Below are 17,518 nucleotides of genomic sequence, written 5' to 3'. Positions count from 1 at the left end.
GGACACAACCTTCAATAGCCCAGCGACAACCCGGTATTGCGCCGTGGGTCGTTCGCCCCGTAGAAACGATTCTTGCCCACCGGTTTGCCCCCCAGGGATGGCGCGCCGACCAGGATCGCCGCCAGGTGGTTGGCGTCCTGGGGACCGGCAAACTTGTGGCCCCAGCTTTCGAGGATTTTCACCGTGTCAGGGCTGGTGGTGAAGGCTTCCAGGTTGGTTTCCTCCGGCAGCCACTGCTGGTGGAATCGCGGTGCGTCGACCGCTTCCTGGATATTCATGCCGTAGTCGATCACGTTGAGCATGGTCAGCAAGGTCGCGGTGATGATGCGGCTGCCACCTGGCGTACCGACCACCATCACCACTTTGCCGTCCTTGGTGACGATGGTCGGGCTCATGGACGACAGCGGTGCCTTGCCGGGTGCGATGGCGTTGGCTTCGCCCTGGACCAGGCCGTACATGTTCGGCACGCCGACTTTCGAGGTGAAGTCGTCCATTTCATCGTTGAGGATGACCCCGGTCTTGCTCGCCATCACGCCGGCACCGAACCAGTCGTTGAGGGTGTAGGTCACCGACACCGCGTTGCCCCACTTGTCGACGATGGAGTAATGGGTGGTGTTGTTGCCTTCGTGGGGCGCTACACCGGGCTTGAGTTCGCTGGATACCGCGGCTTTTTGTGGGTTGATGGCTGCGCGCAACTTGGTCGCGTAGTTTTTATCCAGCAGGTGGGCGATCGGGTTCTTCACGAAATCCGGGTCACCCAGGTAGCTGTTGCGGTCCACATAGGCGTGGCGCATCGCTTCGATCTGATAGTGCATGCCCTGGGCCGAATGGTAGCCCAGGTCCTTCATCGGATAGCCTTCGAGGATGTTCATGATCTCGCAGATCACCACACCGCCGGAGCTCGGTGGCGGCGCCGAGACCACGTGGTAGCCACGGTAGTCGCACTCGATGGGCGCCAGTTCGCGGGTCTTGTATTTGTCGAGGTCGGCCTGGGTGATGATGCCCTTGTTGGCCTGGCTGGAGGTGACGATGGCATCGGCCACCCAACCTTTATAGAAACCGTCGGCGCCCTTCTCGGAGATCTCCCGCAAGGTCTTGCTCAGGTCCTTTTGCACCAGTTTCTGGCCGACCTGCATTGGCTCGCCGTTACTCAAGAAGATCGAGCCGGAATCCTTCATGTCCTTCTTGAACATGTCGGTGGCGTAGTCCAGCAGATCGACGTCGCCCTGCTCCAGAACAAAACCGTCTTCAGCCAGCTTGATGGCCGGGGCGATGATTTCCTTGCGCGGCTTGGTGCCGTATTTGGACAACGCCAGTTCCATGCCCGAAACGGTGCCCGGCACCCCCACGGCCAGGTGACCACGGGTACTCAAGTCGGGAACGACGTTGCCCTCTTTGTCCAGGTACATGTTGGCGGTAGCGGCCAACGGTGCTTTTTCGCGGAAGTCGAGGAAGGTCTTGCGCCCGTCCGCCAGTTGAATGGTCATGAAACCACCGCCGCCGAGGTTGCCTGCCGCGGGGTACACCACCGCCAGCGCATAGCCGACCGCGACCGCCGCATCCACGGCGTTGCCGCCGCTCTTGAGTACATCAACGCCCACATGGCTGGCCAGGTGCTGGGCCGTGACCACCATGCCGTTTTCCCCCGTCGCCGGGGCCACGGAGGCGGCGTGAGCAGTCAGGCAGCTGAGTGCCAATGAGGTCGCAATCAGCGATTTGGCAAAAGGTTCGTACTTCATGAGTCGGTCTCTTCTTGTTATTACGTAGGAAAACGCTTCAAAAGCCGTAGCCAAGTATGGTCGGGATTACGTATTGCGCCTCCCCATCGAGACAGTATCCTTAACGCTTGTTCAGCAACTTCACGTGTGCCCTGACATGAGCTATACCTGCACCACCGTGGCTTCCCCCGTGGGCCAGCTGAAGCTGGTGGCGAACGGTTCACGACTGGCAGCCATCCTCTGGGAAAACGACAAACCCGGGCGGGTGCGCCTCGGCCCGATGAGCGAGGCGCCGGATAACCCGGTCCTGGTGCGTACCGCCGCGCAGTTACGCGAATATTTTTCCGGGACCCGCGATCGCTTCGAACTGGATCTGGATTTCGCCGGCACGGAATTTCAGAAGAAGGTCTGGGCGGCGCTGTTGACCATCCCGTTCGGCGAGACCCGCACCTACAGCCAGATCGCCGAGCAGATCGGCAACCCGGCAGCGGTCAGGGCGGTGGGCGCGGCGAATGGCAAGAATCCGATTTCGATTGTCGCCCCGTGCCATCGAGTGATCGGCGCATCGGGCAAGCTCACCGGGTTTGCCGGGGGGCTTGAGGCGAAAGCGTTGTTGCTGGCCCTGGAGGGTGGAGGCACGGCACGTCTGCCAGGCTTTTGATCATGCCTGGGCAAAGAGGTTTTTCATCGCTGCGTACTGCAACAGCATGATGGTCTTGGCATCGCAGATCTCGCCACGGTCGAACGCCTGGAGCGCGTCTTCGAACGCCCACTCCAGCACTTCCAGTTCCTCGGTTTCCGCCTCCAGCCCACCGCCGGCGCTGACTTTCGAACTGGCGTCGTATTCGGCAATGAAGAAGTGCAGCTTTTCCGTCACCGAGCCGGGGCTCATGTACGCCTCGAATACCTTTTGCACATGGTGCACGCGATAACCGGTCTCTTCCTCAGCTTCATCGCGGATGCGGTCTTCAGGTGCCGCGCCTTCCAGCAGCCCCGCCGCCACTTCGATCAACAGCCCATCGTGTCCGTTGACGAATACCGGCAGGCGAAATTGCCGGGTCAGTACCACGGTTCGCTTTTCGCGGTTGTACAGGAGAATCGCCGCGCCATTGCCACGGTCGTAGACTTCGCGGGTCTGGCGTTGCCACTCGCCGTTGTTGCGCTGGTAATCGAAGGTGATTTTCTTGAGCAGGTACCAGTCGTGGGACAACACCTGAGACTCGACGATGTTGACCCGTTCGGCCGTGTTCGACATGACAATACGTCCTGTTATTGGTCTGATGCTCCACATGTTAAGTGAAAACGAACAGCATTTGCCCGCTCACACAAACTGCGCGTTGGCGGCGGTTCAAATTTTTCGGGAATGGAACAATCGCGACAACCGGGATAGGCTGCGACTTCAATGCCATAAGGATATAGCCATGGACCTGCGTATCGAGCTGTCGCAAAACCCCACGGAAGAACAACGCCTGGCCATCCTCAAGCCATTGCGCGCCTACAACGGCTCGAAGGCCGAAGGTAACGTGCCTGAGCACTTCGCGTTGCTGGTGCGCGATGACAACGACGAAATCCTCGGCGGCCTGCATGGCCGATTGTTTTACCAGTGGCTGTACATCGACTTGCTGGTGGTGCCGGAACAGGCCCGGGGGCTGGGCCTGGGTTCGAAACTGATGCAGATGGCCGAGGACCTGGCGCGGGAACGGCGCTGCGTCGGGCTGTGGCTCGACACCTTTGAATTCCAGGCGCCGGAGTTCTACAGGAAATGCGGCTACAGCGAGATCGGACACATTGCCGATTACCCGCCAGGGCACAAGCACTTCTTTTTCCAGAAGCGCCTGAGCTACTGACCGACACACAGAACCCCTGCTCCCACAGGGGCAATGCACAAGTCTTCAGGTCACAGGCAAGTCGCCAACGCCGCCAGCCGGCGCTTGGCCACGAAATCATCCGTTTGTGCGTAGTAGCTCAACACCGTGCCCGAGGCATCGGTGGTCACGTCCACGAACGACTCTGCCGAACGGGTGTAAACGGTCGTGCCGCCCTTCTCGCCAGGCTCCAGATAGGCCGCGGCATCGACGCCGAACACCGCCTCGTCCTGCCAGGAAAACTGCACGCACTGGGCGACGTCTTTTGCCGGCTTTTCCGAGTTCAGGGTCTTGTACGGGGCCTTGGTGCGGGCATCCTTCATCGCCGAACCCGCGCATCCCGCCAGCAAAGTCACGGCCAGCGCCACCATCAGAATTCGCATTGCATACACTCATCAGGAAAAAGCGGACTTTATCACCCCGACAGCCGGTATCGTTCTGCTTTACTTCATTTTATGCAGCGACATGACGCGACGATTCGCGCACTCTGTCGTGCCTGTATTCAAGGATGCCATCACCGATGCTGCCCAACACCACCAGGACCCACGCCAGCCCCGGTCATTTGCACACGCAGAAATGGCGCGGGCGCATTGGCCTGAGCCTGGTGGCCATGCTCTCGGTACTCGCCGGCATGACCGACGCTATCGGCTTCATGGCCAGCGGCGACTTCGTCTCGTTCATGAGCGGCAATACCACGCGAATGGCCGTTGCCATCAGTACTGGTGACCTTGGCTTGACCCTGCGTCTGGTGATCCTCGTCGCTACCTTCATCGTCGGCAACGCGCTGGGCATTATCGTCAGCCGCCTGGGTGGCCGCCGGGCCCTGCCCTTGTTGTTGTGCATTGCCACCCTGCTGTGCGCCGCCGCGGCCTGGCCATTTGATGCGCAGCTGCCAGCCCTGTTGGCGGCGATCGTTGCAATGGGCATGCTCAACGCCGCGGTGGAAGAAGTGAACGGCCTGCCAGTGGGCCTGACTTACGTCACCGGTGCCTTGTCGCGTTTCGGTCGCGGACTGGGGCGCTGGATGCTCGGCGAACGCCGTAACGGCTGGCGCGTGCAATTGATTCCCTGGACCGGCATGTTCGCTGGCGCGGTACTGGGTGCCGTGCTGGAACATTACCTGGGGCTCAAGGCGTTGTTTGCCAGCGGCCTGCTGGCTGCCGCGCTCGGCGTGTTGTCGTTGAAGATCCCGCGACGCTGGCAGTTGGGGTATATGCCACGCTGACCGAGTGATCAGATCCGACATTTAAATTGCCCGGCAGTCCCCCTTCGCGAGCAAGCCCGCTCCCACATTTGATCTCCAGTGTTCACACGATCAATGTGGGAGCGGGCTTGCTCGCGAAGGGGGCGACACGGTCTACGAGTAAACGCTCTTCGCCGCACCACCGATAAAGCATTATCATGGCCGCAGTTTCGCTGATCGAGTCCGTCATGAAATTCGCCATCGCCGTATTTTCCGCCGCCCATGCGCCCTCCTCTCGCCGCGCCTTGCTGTTCGCCCAGGCAGCGCTGGCCGGCGGGCACGAGATTGTCCGGCTGTTTTTCTATCAGGACGGCATCTACAACGCGTCCGCCAGCGTGGTCACGCCCCAGGATGAACCGGACTTGCCCAGACAATGGCGTGCATTCGTCAGCGAGCATCGACTCGATGGCGTAGTGTGCATCGCCGCCGCGCTGCGTCGTGGTGTCTTGAATGAAGAAGAAGCCAAGCGCTATCAGCGCGAGGCCGTAGCCGTCGGTGCACCGTGGGAATTGTCCGGCCTCGGCCAATTGCATGACGCGGCGCAGGATGCCGACCGCCTGATCTGTTTCGGAGGCGCATGACATGGCCAAATCCCTGTTGATCATCAGCCGTCAATCGCCGTGGTCCGGCCCGGGCGCGCGGGAAGCGCTGGATATCGTGCTGGCCGGCGGCGCCTTCGATCTGCCGATTGGCCTGTTGTTTCTCGACGACGGCGTGTTCCAGCTGGCCGCCGGCCAGAACGCCAAGGCCCTGCAACAGAAAGACCTGAGCGCCAACCTCCAGGCCCTGCCGATGTTCGGTGTCGAGGAGCTGTATGCCTGCGCCGACAGCATCACCCAACGCGGCCTCGACCCGAGCGGCCTGTCGCTGGAAGAGGCCCGGGTGTTGGCCGCCCACGAAATCACCGCCCTCATTGACCGTTACGACCAGGTGATCACCCTCTGATGTCGACTTTGCATGTGTTGTCTCATTCCCCGTTCGGCGACGAACGCCTGACCAGTTGCCTGCGCGTGATTGGCGCCAACGATGGCTTGCTGCTGTCCGGTGATGCGGCCTACGCGTTGCAGCCAGGCACCGCGCCGTTCACTGTGCTCAGCGCCCGCGGCCTGACACTGTTCGTCCTGGCCGAAGATGCCCAGGCCCGTGGGCTTGCGGTTCCCGACTGGGCCAGGGCCATCGACTACCCGGCCTTCGTCGAGCTGTCGATTCACTACGACAAGGTCAACAGCTGGCTATGAATGCATTGACAGTCGGCGCCCGCGCCATCGCGCTGGACAAGGATGGTTTCCTGGTCGAACTCAGTGACTGGTCTGCCGATGTCGCCAGTGCCCTGGCGGCTGCCGAAGACATCGAGTTGACGCCCGAACATTGGGAAGTACTCGAACTGCTGCGCAACTTCTACGCCGAGTTCCAGCTGTCGCCGGCCACTCGCCCGTTGATCAAGTACGCCGCCCTGAAACTCGGCCCGGAAAAAGGCAACAGCCTGCACCTGAACCGACTGTTCAAAGGCACTCCCGCCAAACTCGCCGCGAAACTGGCGGGCCTGCCCAAACCGACGAATTGCTTATGACCGATTACCCCGCACTGACACTCGAAACACCCGCCGAGCATCCGTTCGCCCAGTTCGTGCGGATCCTTGGCAAAGGCAAACGCGGAGCCCGCGACCTGACCCGCGATGAGGCCCGCGAAGCCATGGGCATGGTGCTCGATGAAAAAGTCGAGGAGACCCAGCTCGGCGCGTTCCTGATGTTGTTGCGGCACAAGGAAGAAAGCGCGCAAGAGATGGCCGGCTTCACCGAGGCATTGCGCGAACGCCTGAACCTTCCGGCACTGGCGGTGGATCTGGATTGGCCGACCTACGCCGGCAAGAAGCGGCACTTGCCGTGGTATCTGTTGGCGGCCAAGTGCCTGGCACAAAATGGCATGCGGATCTTCATGCACGGCGGCGGCGCCCACACGGCCGGCCGCCTGTACAGCGAGCAACTGCTGGGCGAATTGAGCATCCCACTGTGCCGCAACTGGCAACAGGTCGGCGCGGCGCTGGATAATGGCGGATTGGCCTTCATGCCATTGATGGACTGGGCGCCGCAGCTGCAACGGATGATCGACCTGCGCAACACCCTCGGCCTGCGCTCGCCGATCCACTCGCTGGCACGGATTCTCAATCCGCTGGGCGCGCGTTGCGGCCTGCAGAGCATTTTCCACCCGGGCTATCAGGCCGTGCACCGCGAAGCCAGCGGACTGCTGGGTGATACAGCCATCGTGATCAAGGGTGACGGCGGCGAAATCGAGATCAACCCGGACGCCGACAGCCACCTGTACGGCACCACCGGCGGCGCAAGCTGGGACGAAGAATGGCCGCAATTGTCCGCGCAACGTCATGTCAAACCCGCCGCGCTCGATCCCGAGCACTTGAAAGCGGTATGGCGTGGCGACGTGGTCGACAGCTACCCGCAAATGGCCTTGATTTCGACCATGGCCCTGGCCTTGCGCGGCCTCGGCCAGAGCCGTGAACAGGCCTTCGAAACCGCTGGGCAATACTGGGCCGCGCGGGATAAATCGATTTAATCGATCATTCACGCCCGATCTTTGCGCTTTTTGTTCGAACTCATCGGAATAGACTCAACTCCAACGATTATTGGTTTTCAGGAGTCTTGAACATGGGTTTGTTAGTCGATGGCCGCTGGCAGGACAAGTGGTACGAAAGCAGCAAGGACGGCGCGTTCCAGCGCGAACAGGCGCAACGCCGCAACTGGTTGACCGCTGACGGCAAGCCCGGACCGACCGGTGTCGGCGGTTTCGCCGCCGAACCCGGGCGTTATCACCTGTACGTGTCCCTGGCCTGCCCATGGGCGCACCGCACGCTGATCCTGCGCAAACTCAAAGGCCTCGAGCACCTGATCGATGTTTCGGTGGTCAGTTGGTCGATGCTGGAAAACGGCTGGACCTTCGACCAGGGCCTCGGGTCGACCGGCGACAAGCTCGATCACCTGGACTTTCTGCACCAGCGCTATACCGCCGACACCGCCGACTACACCGGCCGCGTCACCGTACCGGTGCTGTGGGACAAACGGCACAAGCGCATCGTCAACAATGAATCCTCGGAAATCATCCGCATGTTCAATGGCGCCTTCGACGAGTTGACCGGTAACGACCTGGACTTCTACCCGGCACCGCTACGCGGTGAGATCGATGCGCTGAACGAGCGGATTTACCCGGCGGTGAACAACGGCGTGTATCGCGCCGGGTTTGCCACGTCGCAACAGGCTTATGAAGAAGCCTTCGACGATGTGTTTGCCGAACTGGACCGTTTGGAGTTGCTGCTGGGCGCCAACCGCTATCTGGCGGGCGAGTACCTGACCGAAGCGGACATCCGCCTGTTCACCACGCTGATTCGTTTTGACGCGGTGTACTACGGGCACTTCAAGTGCAACCTGCGGCGGATTGCCGATTATCCGAACCTGTCGAACTGGCTGCGGGAGATCTATCAGTGGCCAGGCATTGCCGAGACGGTGGACTTTACCCACATCAAGCACCACTACTACGCCAGCCACCGCACCATCAACCCGACGGGCGTAGTGCCCAAAGGCCCGGAACAGGACTTCACCGCGCCCCATGATCGGGATCGGTTGAGCGGGAAAGGGGTTTGGCGCAGGGCCTGAGATTCGTGCAGGTTTTGATGGCCCTTTCGCGAGCAGGCTCGCTCCCACAGGGGATTTGTGAACGACACAAATCAAATGTGGGAGCGAGCCTGCTCGCGAATGGGGCAACTCGGTCCTCAGACCTGCCCCTGAGCCCCTTCGAACCACGCCAGTTTCTCGCGCAACTGCACCACTTCACCGACGATCACCAATGTCGGCGCATGCACTTCATGCTCCGCCACCAGCCGCGGCAGGTCCGCCAGGGTGCCGGTAAACACCCGCTGGTTGACCGTGGTGCCCTGCTGGATCAGTGCCGCCGGGGTATCGGCGGCGCGACCATGCTTGATCAATTGCTCGCAGATGACCGGCAGGCCCACCAAGCCCATGTAGAACACCAGGGTTTGCGCAGGCGCGACCAGGTCGGCCCATGGCAAATCGCTGGAGCCGTCCTTGAGGTGGCCGGTGATGAAACGAACCGATTGCGCATAATCGCGGTGGGTCAGCGGAATCCCGGCATAGGCCGCGCAGCCACTGGCCGCCGTGATCCCCGGCACCACCTGGAACGGGATGCCCTGGGCCGCCAGCTCCTCGATCTCTTCACCGCCACGACCGAAGATGAACGGATCGCCGCCCTTCAACCGCACCACTCGCTTGCCCTGTTTGGCCAGGTCCACCAATTGCTGGTTGATCTGGTCCTGTGGCACTGCGTGATCGGCGCGACGTTTGCCGACGTAAACCCGTTCGGCATCACGACGGCACAGTTCGAGAATCGCCGGGGCGACCAAGCGGTCGTACAACACCACGTCGGCTTGCTGCATCAGACGCAAGGCGCGGAACGTCAGCAGGTCGGGATCGCCCGGCCCTGCGCCCACCAGATAGACTTCGCCGGTGGCCACTGGCGCTTCGCCATCGATCTTCGCCTGCAACAAGCGCTCGGCTTCAGCGCCCTGCCCGGCCAGTTGCCGGTCGGCAACCGGGCCCTGGAAAACATCTTCCCAGAACGCCCGACGCTGCTGCACATCGGGAAACAGGCCTTTGACCTGATGACGAAAACGCGCCGCCAATCCGGCCAGGTGACCGTAGGTGGAAGGAATCCAGGTTTCGATCTTGGCGCGGATCAAACGCGCCAGCACCGGCGCATCGCCACCGCTGGACACTGCAATGATCAGCGGGGAGCGGTCGACGATGGCCGGAAAAATCACGCTGCACAGGGCTGGCGCGTCCACCACGTTGACCGGCACGCAACGCCGATGGGCATCGGCGGAGACTTGTGCATTCAGCGCTTCGTCGTCGGTGGCGGCGATGATCAGCCCGCAACCGTCCAGATCCGCCTCGACGTAACCACGCAGCAGGCATTCGCCAGCGCTGGCGGTAACCAGCTCGCGCAGTTGCGCTTCGATTTCAGGTGCAACCACCCGCAGCAGCGCACCGGCATCGGCCAGCAGGCGGGATTTGCGCAAGGCAATTTCCCCCCCGCCGACGACCAACACACGACTGCCGCGCAGGTTGTGAAACAGCGGCAGATAGTTCATTTAGCCGATGACCTCGAGGCCACCCATGTACGGCTTGAGCACTTGCGGCACGCGGATCGAGCCGTCGGCCTGCTGGTAGTTCTCCAGCACCGCCACCAGGGTACGGCCCACTGCCAGGCCGGAGCCGTTCAGGGTGTGCACCAGTTCCGGCTTGCCGGTTTCCGGGTTGCGGAAGCGCGCTTGCATGCGACGGGCCTGGAAATCGCCGCAGTTGGAGCACGACGAAATCTCGCGGTACTTGTCCTGGCTCGGGATCCACACTTCAAGGTCGTAGGTCTTGACCGCGCTGAAGCCCATGTCGCCGGTGCACAGCGCCAGGGTGCGGTAAGGCAGCTCCAGCAGTTGCAGGACTTTCTCGGCGTTGGCGGTCAGGCCTTCCAGTGCTTCCATCGACTTCGACGGCTCGACGATCTGTACCATTTCAACTTTGTCGAACTGGTGCTGGCGGATCATGCCGCGGGTGTCACGACCCGATGCGCCGGCCTCGCTGCGGAAGCACGGGGTGTGGGCAACGAACTTGATCGGCAGCAGTTTCGAATCGACGATTTCGCCGGCCACGATGTTGGTCAGCGACACTTCGGCGGTCGGGATCAGGTACAGGTCGGATTCGCCTTCGCGCGCGATCTTGAACAGGTCATCTTCGAACTTCGGCAGTTGACCGGTGCCTTGCAGCGCCGGGGCCTGGACCAGATAAGGCGTGTAGGCCTCTTCATAGCCGTGCTCGCTGACGTGCAGGTTGATCATGAACTGCGCCAGGGCGCGGTGCAGACGAGCGATCGGGCCGCGCAGCAGGGCGAAACGGGCGCCGGACAGCTTGGCGGCGGTTTCGAAATCCAGCCAGCCGAACTTCTCGCCCAGGGCCACGTGGTCCTGAACCGGGAAGTCGAAGGTCGTCGGGGTGCCCCAGCGACGCACTTCGACGTTGCCGTCTTCGTCTTCGCCAACCGGCACGGATTCGTGCGGCAGGTTAGGGATACCCAGCAGGATCGAGTCCAGTTCGCTCTGGATCGCGTCCAGTTCGACTTTACCGGCGCTCAATTCACCCGCCATGCGCTCGACATCCGCCATCAGAGGCGCGATGTCTTCGCCGCGCTGCTTGGCCTGACCGATGGATTTGGAGCGCGCGTTACGTTCAGCCTGCAGTGCTTCGGTGCGGGTCTGGACGGTCTTGCGCTGTTCTTCCAGCGCTTCGATGCGCGCAACATCCAGCACAAAGCCACGGGATGCCAGGCGGTCCGCTACGTCCTGAAGGTTGCTACGTAACAGTTTGGAATCGAGCATGTCGGTTTCTCGTTTATCAAAGTTTGGTCAAGGACAGGCCGGCCCAGGTGGCAAGCAGCCCGCCGAATACGCTGAGCGCCGCATAGCCCAGGGCCAGCGGCACCTGCCCGCTTTCCAGCAGGCGCACCGTATCCAGTGAAAAGGATGAAAAAGTCGTCAGCCCCCCGAGGAAGCCAACGATCAACCCGGCGCGAATCTCGATCGGCACCTCCGGGCGTATCAAAAACAGACCGTATAGAACACCGATCAGCAAACAGCCCACGATATTAACGGCCAGCGTCGCGGTATAGAAGTGCCGCGGCCAATTCGCGTTGATCCAGTTGCCCGTGGCAAAGCGCAATAACGTGCCGGCGATCCCGCCGACGGAAACCGCAACGATCAAGGGAAGCACTATTTTCTCCGCTGCCGGGGGCTTGAACGGTCGAGTTTTGCCAGGTGATTGAGCTTTTCACCGATCTTCAACTCCAGGCCACGGGGCACCGGCTGATAGAACGGAATCGGCTCCAGCTCCTCCGGGAAATAGTCTTCCCCGGCGGCGTAAGCATCCGGTTCGTCGTGGGCATAGCGGTATTCGTCGCCGTAGCCCAACTGCTTCATCAACTTGGTTGGCGCGTTGCGCAGGTGCTGCGGCACTTCCAGCGAACCGTGCTCGGCGGCGGCGCGCAAGGCCGTCTTGAAGCCCATGTACACCGCATTGCTCTTTGGCGCACAAGCCAGGTAGGTGATGGCCTGGGCTACCGCCAGTTCGCCTTCGGGGCTGCCGAGACGCTCCTGCACTTCCCACGCCGCCAGGCACAGGCTCAGGGCGCGCGGGTCGGCATTGCCGATGTCCTCACTGGCCATGCGCACCACGCGGCGAGCCAGGTACAGCGGATCGCAACCGCCATCGATCATGCGTGCGAACCAGTACAATGCGCCGTCGGGGTTGGAGCCGCGAACCGATTTGTGCAGCGCGGATATCTGATCGTAAAAGGCCTCGCCACCCTTGTCGAAACGCCGCCGGGTATCGCCGAGCAGGCTTTGCAGGAGCTCGGTGCCGATTTCGCTGTTGTCTTCAGCCAGGTCCGAGGCGTTTTCCAGCAGATTGAGCAAGCGCCGGCCGTCACCATCGGCGGCCGACAGCAGCATCTGGAAAGCTTCGTCGCCGAGGGTCAGGTTGCGTTTGCCCAGGCCCCGCTCTTCGGTCAGCGCACGCTGCACCAGTTTGCGCAGCGCCACTTCGTCCAGGCTTTTGAGCACATAGACCCGCGCCCGCGACAGCAGAGCGTTGTTGAGTTCGAACGAAGGATTTTCCGTGGTAGCGCCGATGAAAATCAGCGTTCCGTCTTCGACATAGGGCAGGAACGCATCCTGCTGCGACTTGTTGAAGCGATGCACTTCATCGACGAACAGGATGGTGCGACGGCCATACTGCGCGGCCTGTTGCTTGGCGATTTCCACCGCCTGACGGATTTCCTTGACCCCGGCCAGCACCGCCGAGACTGTTTCGAAGTGTGCATCCGAGACTTCCGCGAGCAGCCGCGCCAGGGTGGTTTTGCCCACGCCCGGCGGCCCCCAGAAAATCATCGAATGCAGGGCACCCTGCTCCAGCGCTTCGCGCAAGGGCTTGCCGCGAGCGAGCACGTGCTCTTGACCGACGTACTCGTCCAGATTGGTCGCGCGCAAGCGAGCGGCCAGTGGCTGGGAGATCGGGGCGCTGCGAAACAGGTCCATCACGTACCGTTGAAACCTCGTTTGATCTGGGTATTGCCCCCTGTAGGAGCGAATTCATTCGCGATGGTCTCAAGGACACCACTGGGTGTCAGGTTACCAGCGTTATCGTTGACGACCATCGCGAATGAATTCGCTCCTACAGGGGGGCTGCGTTTATTCCTGGATCACGTCCGCACCCTTGGGGATGTCGAACTTGAACCTGGACGCCGGGATCGGCTCGTTGGCCTTCACCCCGGTGAACAGGATATTGGTGCGCTGGCCGACGCTGTCGATCAGCTGCATGTCATTGACCAGCCCGTTGCGGAACGACAGGCGCAGGCTGTCGAACAGGGTGTCCTTGGTTTTCGGCTTCAAGGTGAAGTCGATCACGCCGCCGGCTTCCTTGGCGCTGATGGCGAAGCTCTGGCTGATCTTGGAAACATCGCCGGACAGCAGCAACGCCGGGGTCTGGCTCAGACGCAGGTCGAGCGTCTTGATGGTGGCCTGCTCCAGGTCCGGGTCCCACAGGGTGACCTTCTTGCCATCGGAAACCACCACCTGCTCGGCCGGTGCATCGGTGTGCCAGTAGAACAGGCCCGGGCGCTGCACAGACATTTCACCGGCTGTTTCCTGCAACTGGGTGCCGGTGCCATCCAGGGTCAGTTGCGAGAAACGTGCGGTCAGGGTCTGGGATTTTTCCAGCATTTGGGTCAGGCGTGCCACGTCCTTGTCATCGGCGTTAGCCTGGAGCGTGGTCAGAGCCAGTACCGGCAGCAACAGCATGCGGATCAGACGCATGGGAGTCCTCATAACATTCGTGGGAGTGCGGGTGGCGCCGGTGGACGCCACCCCTTTCAAACTCGGGTCAGTCGCGCACCGGGCCCGGGGCCAGGACTTCACGCGAACCGTTGGTGTTCATGGACGTCACGACCCCGGCCATTTCCATGGCTTCGATCATGCGCGCGGCGCGGTTGTAACCGATCTTCAGCTTGCGCTGAACCGCGGAAATGGAAGCGCGACGGCTTTCCAGGACGAACTGGACCGCTTCGTCGTACAGCGCGTCGGCCTCGGGATCGTCGCCTTCGCCACCGCCGCTGCTGCCTTCGAAGCCGCTGCCGGCCTCTTCGACGCCATTGAGGATGTCGTCGTTGTATTCCGGTGCGCCACGCAGTTTCCAGGCCTCCACCACGCGGTGAACCTCATCGTCGGACACGAAAGCACCGTGAACACGAATCGGCAGGCTGGTACCCGGCGGCATGTAGAGCATGTCACCGTGACCCAGCAGTTGCTCGGCACCGCCCTGGTCGATGATGGTCCGGGAGTCGATCTTGCTCGATACCTGGAACGCCATGCGGGTCGGAATGTTGGCCTTGATCAGACCGGTGATCACATCCACCGACGGACGCTGGGTCGCAAGGATCAAGTGGATACCGGCGGCACGAGCCTTTTGCGCGATTCGGGCAATCAGTTCTTCAACCTTCTTGCCGACGATCATCATCATGTCGGCGAATTCGTCGACCACGACCACGATGGTCGGCAGCTTGCTCAGCAGCGGCGCTTCGTCGTGGATGCTCTCGCGCTTGTACAGCGGATCGCTCAACGGCTCGCCGGCGTCCTGGGCCTCCTTGACCTTGGCGTTGAAGCCCGACAGGTTTCGCACGCCCAACTTGGCCATCAGCTTGTAGCGTCGCTCCATCTCGGCAACGCTCCAGCGCAGGGCGTTGGCGGCGTCCTTCATGTCGGTGACCACCGGGCACAGCAGGTGCGGAATGCCTTCGTAGATCGACAGTTCCAACATTTTCGGGTCGATCATGATCAGCTTGGCGTCTTCCGGGCCGGACTTGAACAGGATCGACAGGATCATCGCGTTCACACCCACCGACTTACCGGAACCGGTAGTACCGGCCACCAGCAGGTGGGGCATCTTCGCCAGGTCGGTGATGACCGGCTTGCCGCCGATGTCGTGGCCCAGGGCCAGTGTCACCGGGGATTTGAAGTTGTCGTACTCGGGAGTCGACAACACCTCGGAGAAACGCACGATCTGCCGGTCTTCGTTGGGGATCTCGATACCGACCGTGGTCTTGCCCGGGATCACTTCCACCACGCGCACGCTGGTCACGGCCAGGGAACGGGCCAGGTCCTTGGCCAGGTTGGCGATGCGGCTGACCTTGACGCCGGCCGCCGGCTGGATTTCGTAACGGGTAATCACCGGACCCGGGTGGATCGAATCGACCGCGACTTCAACGCCGAATTCCTTGAGCTTGATTTCCAGCAAGTGGCCAACCGCAGCCAGGGACTCGGGGGAGTAATTGAGCTGTTTCTTTTCCGCCGGGTCGAGAATCGAGATCGGTGGCAAGGTGCCTTCCACGGCGCTGTCGACGAACAGCGGTGCCTGTTTCTCTTTTTCGACGCGTTTGCTCGGTGCGGCAGGTTTTGGCGGTGCGGGTGCAATCACCGGCGGCACCTGCTTCTCGCGCTCGGACATGTGCTTGCTGAGGGCTTGCTCGCGCTCGATCAAGCGCTCCTTGACCTTGGCCTGCTCACGCTTGTCGGCGACGGTCGGCGCGACCACTTCATCCATACGGTCGTCGACTTCACGCAACTGGGCAACCAGTTGTTTACGCTCGGTACGGGCCGCCCACCAGCGATTGGCCGCGCCCTGGAACAGTTCGAACAGATCGAGGGTGATCTTGCCAGTGACGTCCATCACCTTGAACCACGACAGGTCGGTAAACACGGTCAGGCCGAACAGGAACAACGCAATGAACAACAGCGTGCTGCCCTGGATATTCAGGGCGTTCCTGGCCAGTTCGCCGAGGCTTTCACCCAGCGCACCGCCCGCTCCGGCCGGCAGGCCGGTCGCCGCATGGAAATGGATATGGGCCAGAGCGGCACCCGACAACACCAGGAACACCAGGCCGATCAGGCGCCAGGAGAACAGCCAGCCGCTCCACTGCCACGGCTCGTGACGCTGGCGGAAGATCTGGTACGCCTTGATCGCCAGCAGTAACGGGAAGATGTAGGCAAAGTAACCCAGCACCATGAACAGGATATCGGCGCTGTAGGAGCCCGCTGGCCCGCCGAAGTTCTGCACGTCGTCGATCTTGCTGTTATGACTCCAGCCCGGATCGTCCTTGCCATAGGTCAGCAAGGCCATCATCAGGAACAGGCACAGGGCACCGATGGCGATCAGCGCACCTTCCTTGAGTCGGTAGTGCAAGTGCTGGCGCCAGAGCGGAACGACGGCTGGTTTAGGTGCTGCGGTGGATTTCTTCAAAACGCTTCTTTTCCTGCGCCACGGGCGCGTCCATCTGGTGAATGTCTATAAAAACTGCCAAAAAACCGCCCAATCCAGGCAGGTAAAAAAGTTAATACGTGTAACCGGGACTACTTTTAACACTGCGCATCGGCTTTTATAAACACGGCGCACACTGAATATATGTAACACGCAGGGCATTGTACGGGTTTGTGCGCACGACGCCATGCTTGAGACCCTTGGGTGTAGCATAGTCAACAGCACATGACATGCTGTTCAATTTGAGCACGCATTCTCTTTTGTGACAAAGGCTTATGAGGTGTTTTTATGAGCGAAGCGAAGCATTCCCGCCTGATTGTCCTGGGCTCCGGCCCCGCCGGTTACAGCGCAGCCGTTTATGCCGCCCGTGCCAACCTCAAGCCCGTTGTCATTACCGGCCTACAGGCAGGTGGCCAACTCACCACCACCGTCGAAGTCGATAACTGGCCAGGTGACGTCGAAGGCCTGACTGGACCGGTGTTGATGGAGCGCATGCAAAAACACGCCGAACGCTTTGCCACCGAGATCGTTTACGACCACATCCATACTGCCAAGTTGCAACAACGGCCGTTCGAGCTGATCGGCGATAGCGGCACCTACACCTGCGACGCCTTGATCATTGCCACCGGCGCCTCCGCGCAATACCTGGGCCTGGCATCGGAAGAAGCGTTTGCCGGCAAAGGGGTTTCGGCGTGCGCCACCTGTGACGGATTTTTCTATCGCAATCAGGTGGTTGCGGTGGTCGGCGGCGGCAATACGGCGGTCGAGGAAGCCTTGTACCTGTCCAATATTGCCAAAGAAGTTCACCTGATCCATCGGCGCGACAAACTGCGCGCGGAGAAAATCCTCCAGGACAAGCTCTTCGAAAAGGCCGCCAACGGCAATGTACGCCTGCACTGGAACCAGAATCTGGACGAAGTGCTCGGCGACGCCAGCGGCGTGACCGGCGCCCGCCTGCGCGACAGCCACACCGGCGAAACCAGGGAGCTGCCGCTGGCCGGGGTGTTTATCGCCATCGGCCATAAACCCAACACCGACCTGTTCACGGGCCAACTGGAAATGCGCGACGGGTATCTGCTGGTCAAGGGCGGCAGTGAAGGCGATGCCACCGCCACGGCGATTGCGGGCGTGTTTGCCGCCGGCGACGTGGCCGACCACGTTTATCGCCAGGCCGTTACGTCTGCCGGGGCCGGTTGCATGGCGGCACTGGACGCCGAAAAATACCTCGACGACATTCCTGCCGTTTGAAGG

The 17,518-nt window shown here is 61.5% G+C and carries 19 protein-coding genes; 10 read left to right on the top strand and 9 right to left on the bottom strand.

What is annotated here, in order from left to right; translation table 11 throughout:
* Positions 1-11: 11 nt before the first annotated feature.
* Positions 12-1,739, bottom strand: a complete 1,728-nt coding sequence (gene ggt / locus CAG47_RS16940; RefSeq protein ID WP_085725998.1) for a gamma-glutamyltransferase — start codon at positions 1,737-1,739, stop codon at positions 12-14.
* A 136-nt stretch (positions 1,740-1,875) separates the two neighbouring features.
* On the opposite strand from ggt, the gene CAG47_RS16935 reads away from it, so the two are divergent.
* Complete coding sequence (locus tag CAG47_RS16935) at positions 1,876-2,379, top strand: methylated-DNA--[protein]-cysteine S-methyltransferase (RefSeq protein WP_085725997.1); 504 nt, start codon at positions 1,876-1,878, stop codon at positions 2,377-2,379.
* Here the strand turns inward: CAG47_RS16935 and CAG47_RS16930 are convergent, their stop codons facing one another.
* Complete coding sequence (locus tag CAG47_RS16930; RefSeq protein ID WP_085725996.1) at positions 2,380-2,973, bottom strand: NUDIX domain-containing protein; 594 nt, start codon at positions 2,971-2,973, stop codon at positions 2,380-2,382.
* Positions 2,974-3,139: 166 nt separating this feature from the next.
* On the opposite strand from CAG47_RS16930, the gene CAG47_RS16925 reads away from it, so the two are divergent.
* The gene (locus CAG47_RS16925) at positions 3,140-3,565 is read left to right on the top strand and encodes a GNAT family N-acetyltransferase (protein ID WP_085725995.1); all 426 of its coding nucleotides are present in this window, start codon (positions 3,140-3,142) and stop codon (positions 3,563-3,565) included.
* A 50-nt stretch (positions 3,566-3,615) separates the two neighbouring features.
* Here the strand turns inward: CAG47_RS16925 and CAG47_RS16920 are convergent, their stop codons facing one another.
* A complete protein-coding gene (locus CAG47_RS16920; RefSeq protein WP_085725994.1) occupies positions 3,616-3,966 on the bottom strand; it encodes a hypothetical protein in 351 nt (116 codons plus the stop codon).
* A gap of 137 nt (positions 3,967-4,103) precedes the next feature.
* Here CAG47_RS16920 and CAG47_RS16915 point away from each other — a divergent pair, with 137 nt between their 5' ends.
* From CAG47_RS16915 to CAG47_RS16885, 7 genes are all read left to right on the top strand, one after another.
* Positions 4,104-4,808 (top strand): YoaK family protein, encoded by a 705-nt coding sequence (locus CAG47_RS16915; RefSeq protein ID WP_085725993.1) that lies wholly within the window; start codon positions 4,104-4,106, stop codon positions 4,806-4,808.
* A gap of 206 nt (positions 4,809-5,014) precedes the next feature.
* Complete coding sequence (gene tusD / locus CAG47_RS16910; RefSeq protein WP_085725992.1) at positions 5,015-5,407, top strand: sulfurtransferase complex subunit TusD; 393 nt, start codon at positions 5,015-5,017, stop codon at positions 5,405-5,407.
* Position 5,408: 1 nt separating this feature from the next.
* Positions 5,409-5,771: a sulfurtransferase complex subunit TusC gene (gene tusC, locus CAG47_RS16905; RefSeq protein WP_085725991.1), complete on the top strand. Its 363-nt coding sequence runs from the start codon at positions 5,409-5,411 to the stop codon at positions 5,769-5,771.
* Positions 5,771-6,064 (top strand): sulfurtransferase complex subunit TusB, encoded by a 294-nt coding sequence (tusB, locus tag CAG47_RS16900; RefSeq protein WP_085725990.1) that lies wholly within the window; start codon positions 5,771-5,773, stop codon positions 6,062-6,064. The genes tusC and tusB overlap by 1 nt, the downstream gene beginning before the upstream one ends.
* Positions 6,061-6,396 (top strand): TusE/DsrC/DsvC family sulfur relay protein, encoded by a 336-nt coding sequence (locus CAG47_RS16895; protein ID WP_085725989.1) that lies wholly within the window; start codon positions 6,061-6,063, stop codon positions 6,394-6,396. The genes tusB and CAG47_RS16895 overlap by 4 nt, the downstream gene beginning before the upstream one ends.
* The gene (locus tag CAG47_RS16890; protein ID WP_085725988.1) at positions 6,393-7,394 is read left to right on the top strand and encodes a glycosyl transferase family protein; all 1,002 of its coding nucleotides are present in this window, start codon (positions 6,393-6,395) and stop codon (positions 7,392-7,394) included. The genes CAG47_RS16895 and CAG47_RS16890 overlap by 4 nt, the downstream gene beginning before the upstream one ends.
* 92 nt (positions 7,395-7,486) lie before the next feature.
* Positions 7,487-8,488, top strand: a complete 1,002-nt coding sequence (locus tag CAG47_RS16885) for a glutathione S-transferase family protein (protein ID WP_085725987.1) — start codon at positions 7,487-7,489, stop codon at positions 8,486-8,488.
* Positions 8,489-8,604: 116 nt separating this feature from the next.
* Here CAG47_RS16885 and cysG read toward each other — a convergent pair whose 3' ends face one another.
* The 6 genes from cysG to CAG47_RS16855 form a co-directional block, all read right to left on the bottom strand.
* Positions 8,605-9,999 (bottom strand): siroheme synthase CysG, encoded by a 1,395-nt coding sequence (cysG, locus tag CAG47_RS16880; protein ID WP_085725986.1) that lies wholly within the window; start codon positions 9,997-9,999, stop codon positions 8,605-8,607.
* Positions 10,000-11,280, bottom strand: a complete 1,281-nt coding sequence (gene serS, locus CAG47_RS16875; RefSeq protein WP_085725985.1) for a serine--tRNA ligase — start codon at positions 11,278-11,280, stop codon at positions 10,000-10,002.
* A gap of 16 nt (positions 11,281-11,296) precedes the next feature.
* On the bottom strand, positions 11,297-11,671 hold the full coding sequence (crcB, locus tag CAG47_RS16870) for a fluoride efflux transporter CrcB (protein ID WP_085725984.1): 375 nt from the start codon (positions 11,669-11,671) through the stop codon (positions 11,297-11,299).
* Positions 11,671-12,993, bottom strand: coding sequence for a replication-associated recombination protein A (locus tag CAG47_RS16865; protein ID WP_085725983.1), 1,323 nt, complete (start codon positions 12,991-12,993; stop codon positions 11,671-11,673). The genes crcB and CAG47_RS16865 overlap by 1 nt, the downstream gene beginning before the upstream one ends.
* A gap of 153 nt (positions 12,994-13,146) precedes the next feature.
* Positions 13,147-13,770 (bottom strand): outer membrane lipoprotein chaperone LolA, encoded by a 624-nt coding sequence (gene lolA / locus CAG47_RS16860; RefSeq protein WP_085725982.1) that lies wholly within the window; start codon positions 13,768-13,770, stop codon positions 13,147-13,149.
* 67 nt (positions 13,771-13,837) lie between these two features.
* Positions 13,838-16,249 (bottom strand): DNA translocase FtsK, encoded by a 2,412-nt coding sequence (locus CAG47_RS16855; protein ID WP_085725981.1) that lies wholly within the window; start codon positions 16,247-16,249, stop codon positions 13,838-13,840.
* A gap of 306 nt (positions 16,250-16,555) precedes the next feature.
* Between CAG47_RS16855 and trxB the strand changes: the two genes are divergently transcribed.
* Entirely contained in the window at positions 16,556-17,515 is a 960-nt protein-coding gene (gene trxB / locus CAG47_RS16850; protein WP_085725980.1) for a thioredoxin-disulfide reductase, read from the top strand.
* Positions 17,516-17,518 lie beyond the last annotated feature (3 nt).

The organism is Pseudomonas sp. R37(2017) (assembly GCF_002113375.1).
Lineage (GTDB): Bacteria > Pseudomonadota > Gammaproteobacteria > Pseudomonadales > Pseudomonadaceae > Aquipseudomonas.
The sequence above is the reverse complement of the archived record's forward strand: the minus strand, read 5'-3'. Positions and strand labels throughout refer to the sequence as shown.

Excerpts from the sequence above, each read along its gene's own strand:
- ggt (WP_085725998.1), bottom strand. The coding sequence starts at position 1,739 with ATGAAGTACGAACCTTTTGCCAAATCGCTGATTGCGACCTCATTGGCA.
- CAG47_RS16935 (WP_085725997.1), top strand. The coding sequence starts at position 1,876 with ATGAGCTATACCTGCACCACCGTGGCTTCCCCCGTGGGCCAGCTGAAG.
- CAG47_RS16930 (WP_085725996.1), bottom strand. The coding sequence starts at position 2,973 with ATGTCGAACACGGCCGAACGGGTCAACATCGTCGAGTCTCAGGTGTTG.
- CAG47_RS16925 (WP_085725995.1), top strand. The coding sequence starts at position 3,140 with ATGGACCTGCGTATCGAGCTGTCGCAAAACCCCACGGAAGAACAACGC.
- CAG47_RS16920 (WP_085725994.1), bottom strand. The coding sequence starts at position 3,966 with ATGCGAATTCTGATGGTGGCGCTGGCCGTGACTTTGCTGGCGGGATGC.
- CAG47_RS16915 (WP_085725993.1), top strand. The coding sequence starts at position 4,104 with ATGCTGCCCAACACCACCAGGACCCACGCCAGCCCCGGTCATTTGCAC.
- tusD (WP_085725992.1), top strand. The coding sequence starts at position 5,015 with ATGAAATTCGCCATCGCCGTATTTTCCGCCGCCCATGCGCCCTCCTCT.
- tusC (WP_085725991.1), top strand. The coding sequence starts at position 5,409 with ATGGCCAAATCCCTGTTGATCATCAGCCGTCAATCGCCGTGGTCCGGC.
- tusB (WP_085725990.1), top strand. The coding sequence starts at position 5,771 with ATGTCGACTTTGCATGTGTTGTCTCATTCCCCGTTCGGCGACGAACGC.
- CAG47_RS16895 (WP_085725989.1), top strand. The coding sequence starts at position 6,061 with ATGAATGCATTGACAGTCGGCGCCCGCGCCATCGCGCTGGACAAGGAT.
- CAG47_RS16890 (WP_085725988.1), top strand. The coding sequence starts at position 6,393 with ATGACCGATTACCCCGCACTGACACTCGAAACACCCGCCGAGCATCCG.
- CAG47_RS16885 (WP_085725987.1), top strand. The coding sequence starts at position 7,487 with ATGGGTTTGTTAGTCGATGGCCGCTGGCAGGACAAGTGGTACGAAAGC.
- cysG (WP_085725986.1), bottom strand. The coding sequence starts at position 9,999 with ATGAACTATCTGCCGCTGTTTCACAACCTGCGCGGCAGTCGTGTGTTG.
- serS (WP_085725985.1), bottom strand. The coding sequence starts at position 11,280 with ATGCTCGATTCCAAACTGTTACGTAGCAACCTTCAGGACGTAGCGGAC.
- CAG47_RS16865 (WP_085725983.1), bottom strand. The coding sequence starts at position 12,993 with ATGGACCTGTTTCGCAGCGCCCCGATCTCCCAGCCACTGGCCGCTCGC.
- lolA (WP_085725982.1), bottom strand. The coding sequence starts at position 13,770 with ATGCGTCTGATCCGCATGCTGTTGCTGCCGGTACTGGCTCTGACCACG.
- trxB (WP_085725980.1), top strand. The coding sequence starts at position 16,556 with ATGAGCGAAGCGAAGCATTCCCGCCTGATTGTCCTGGGCTCCGGCCCC.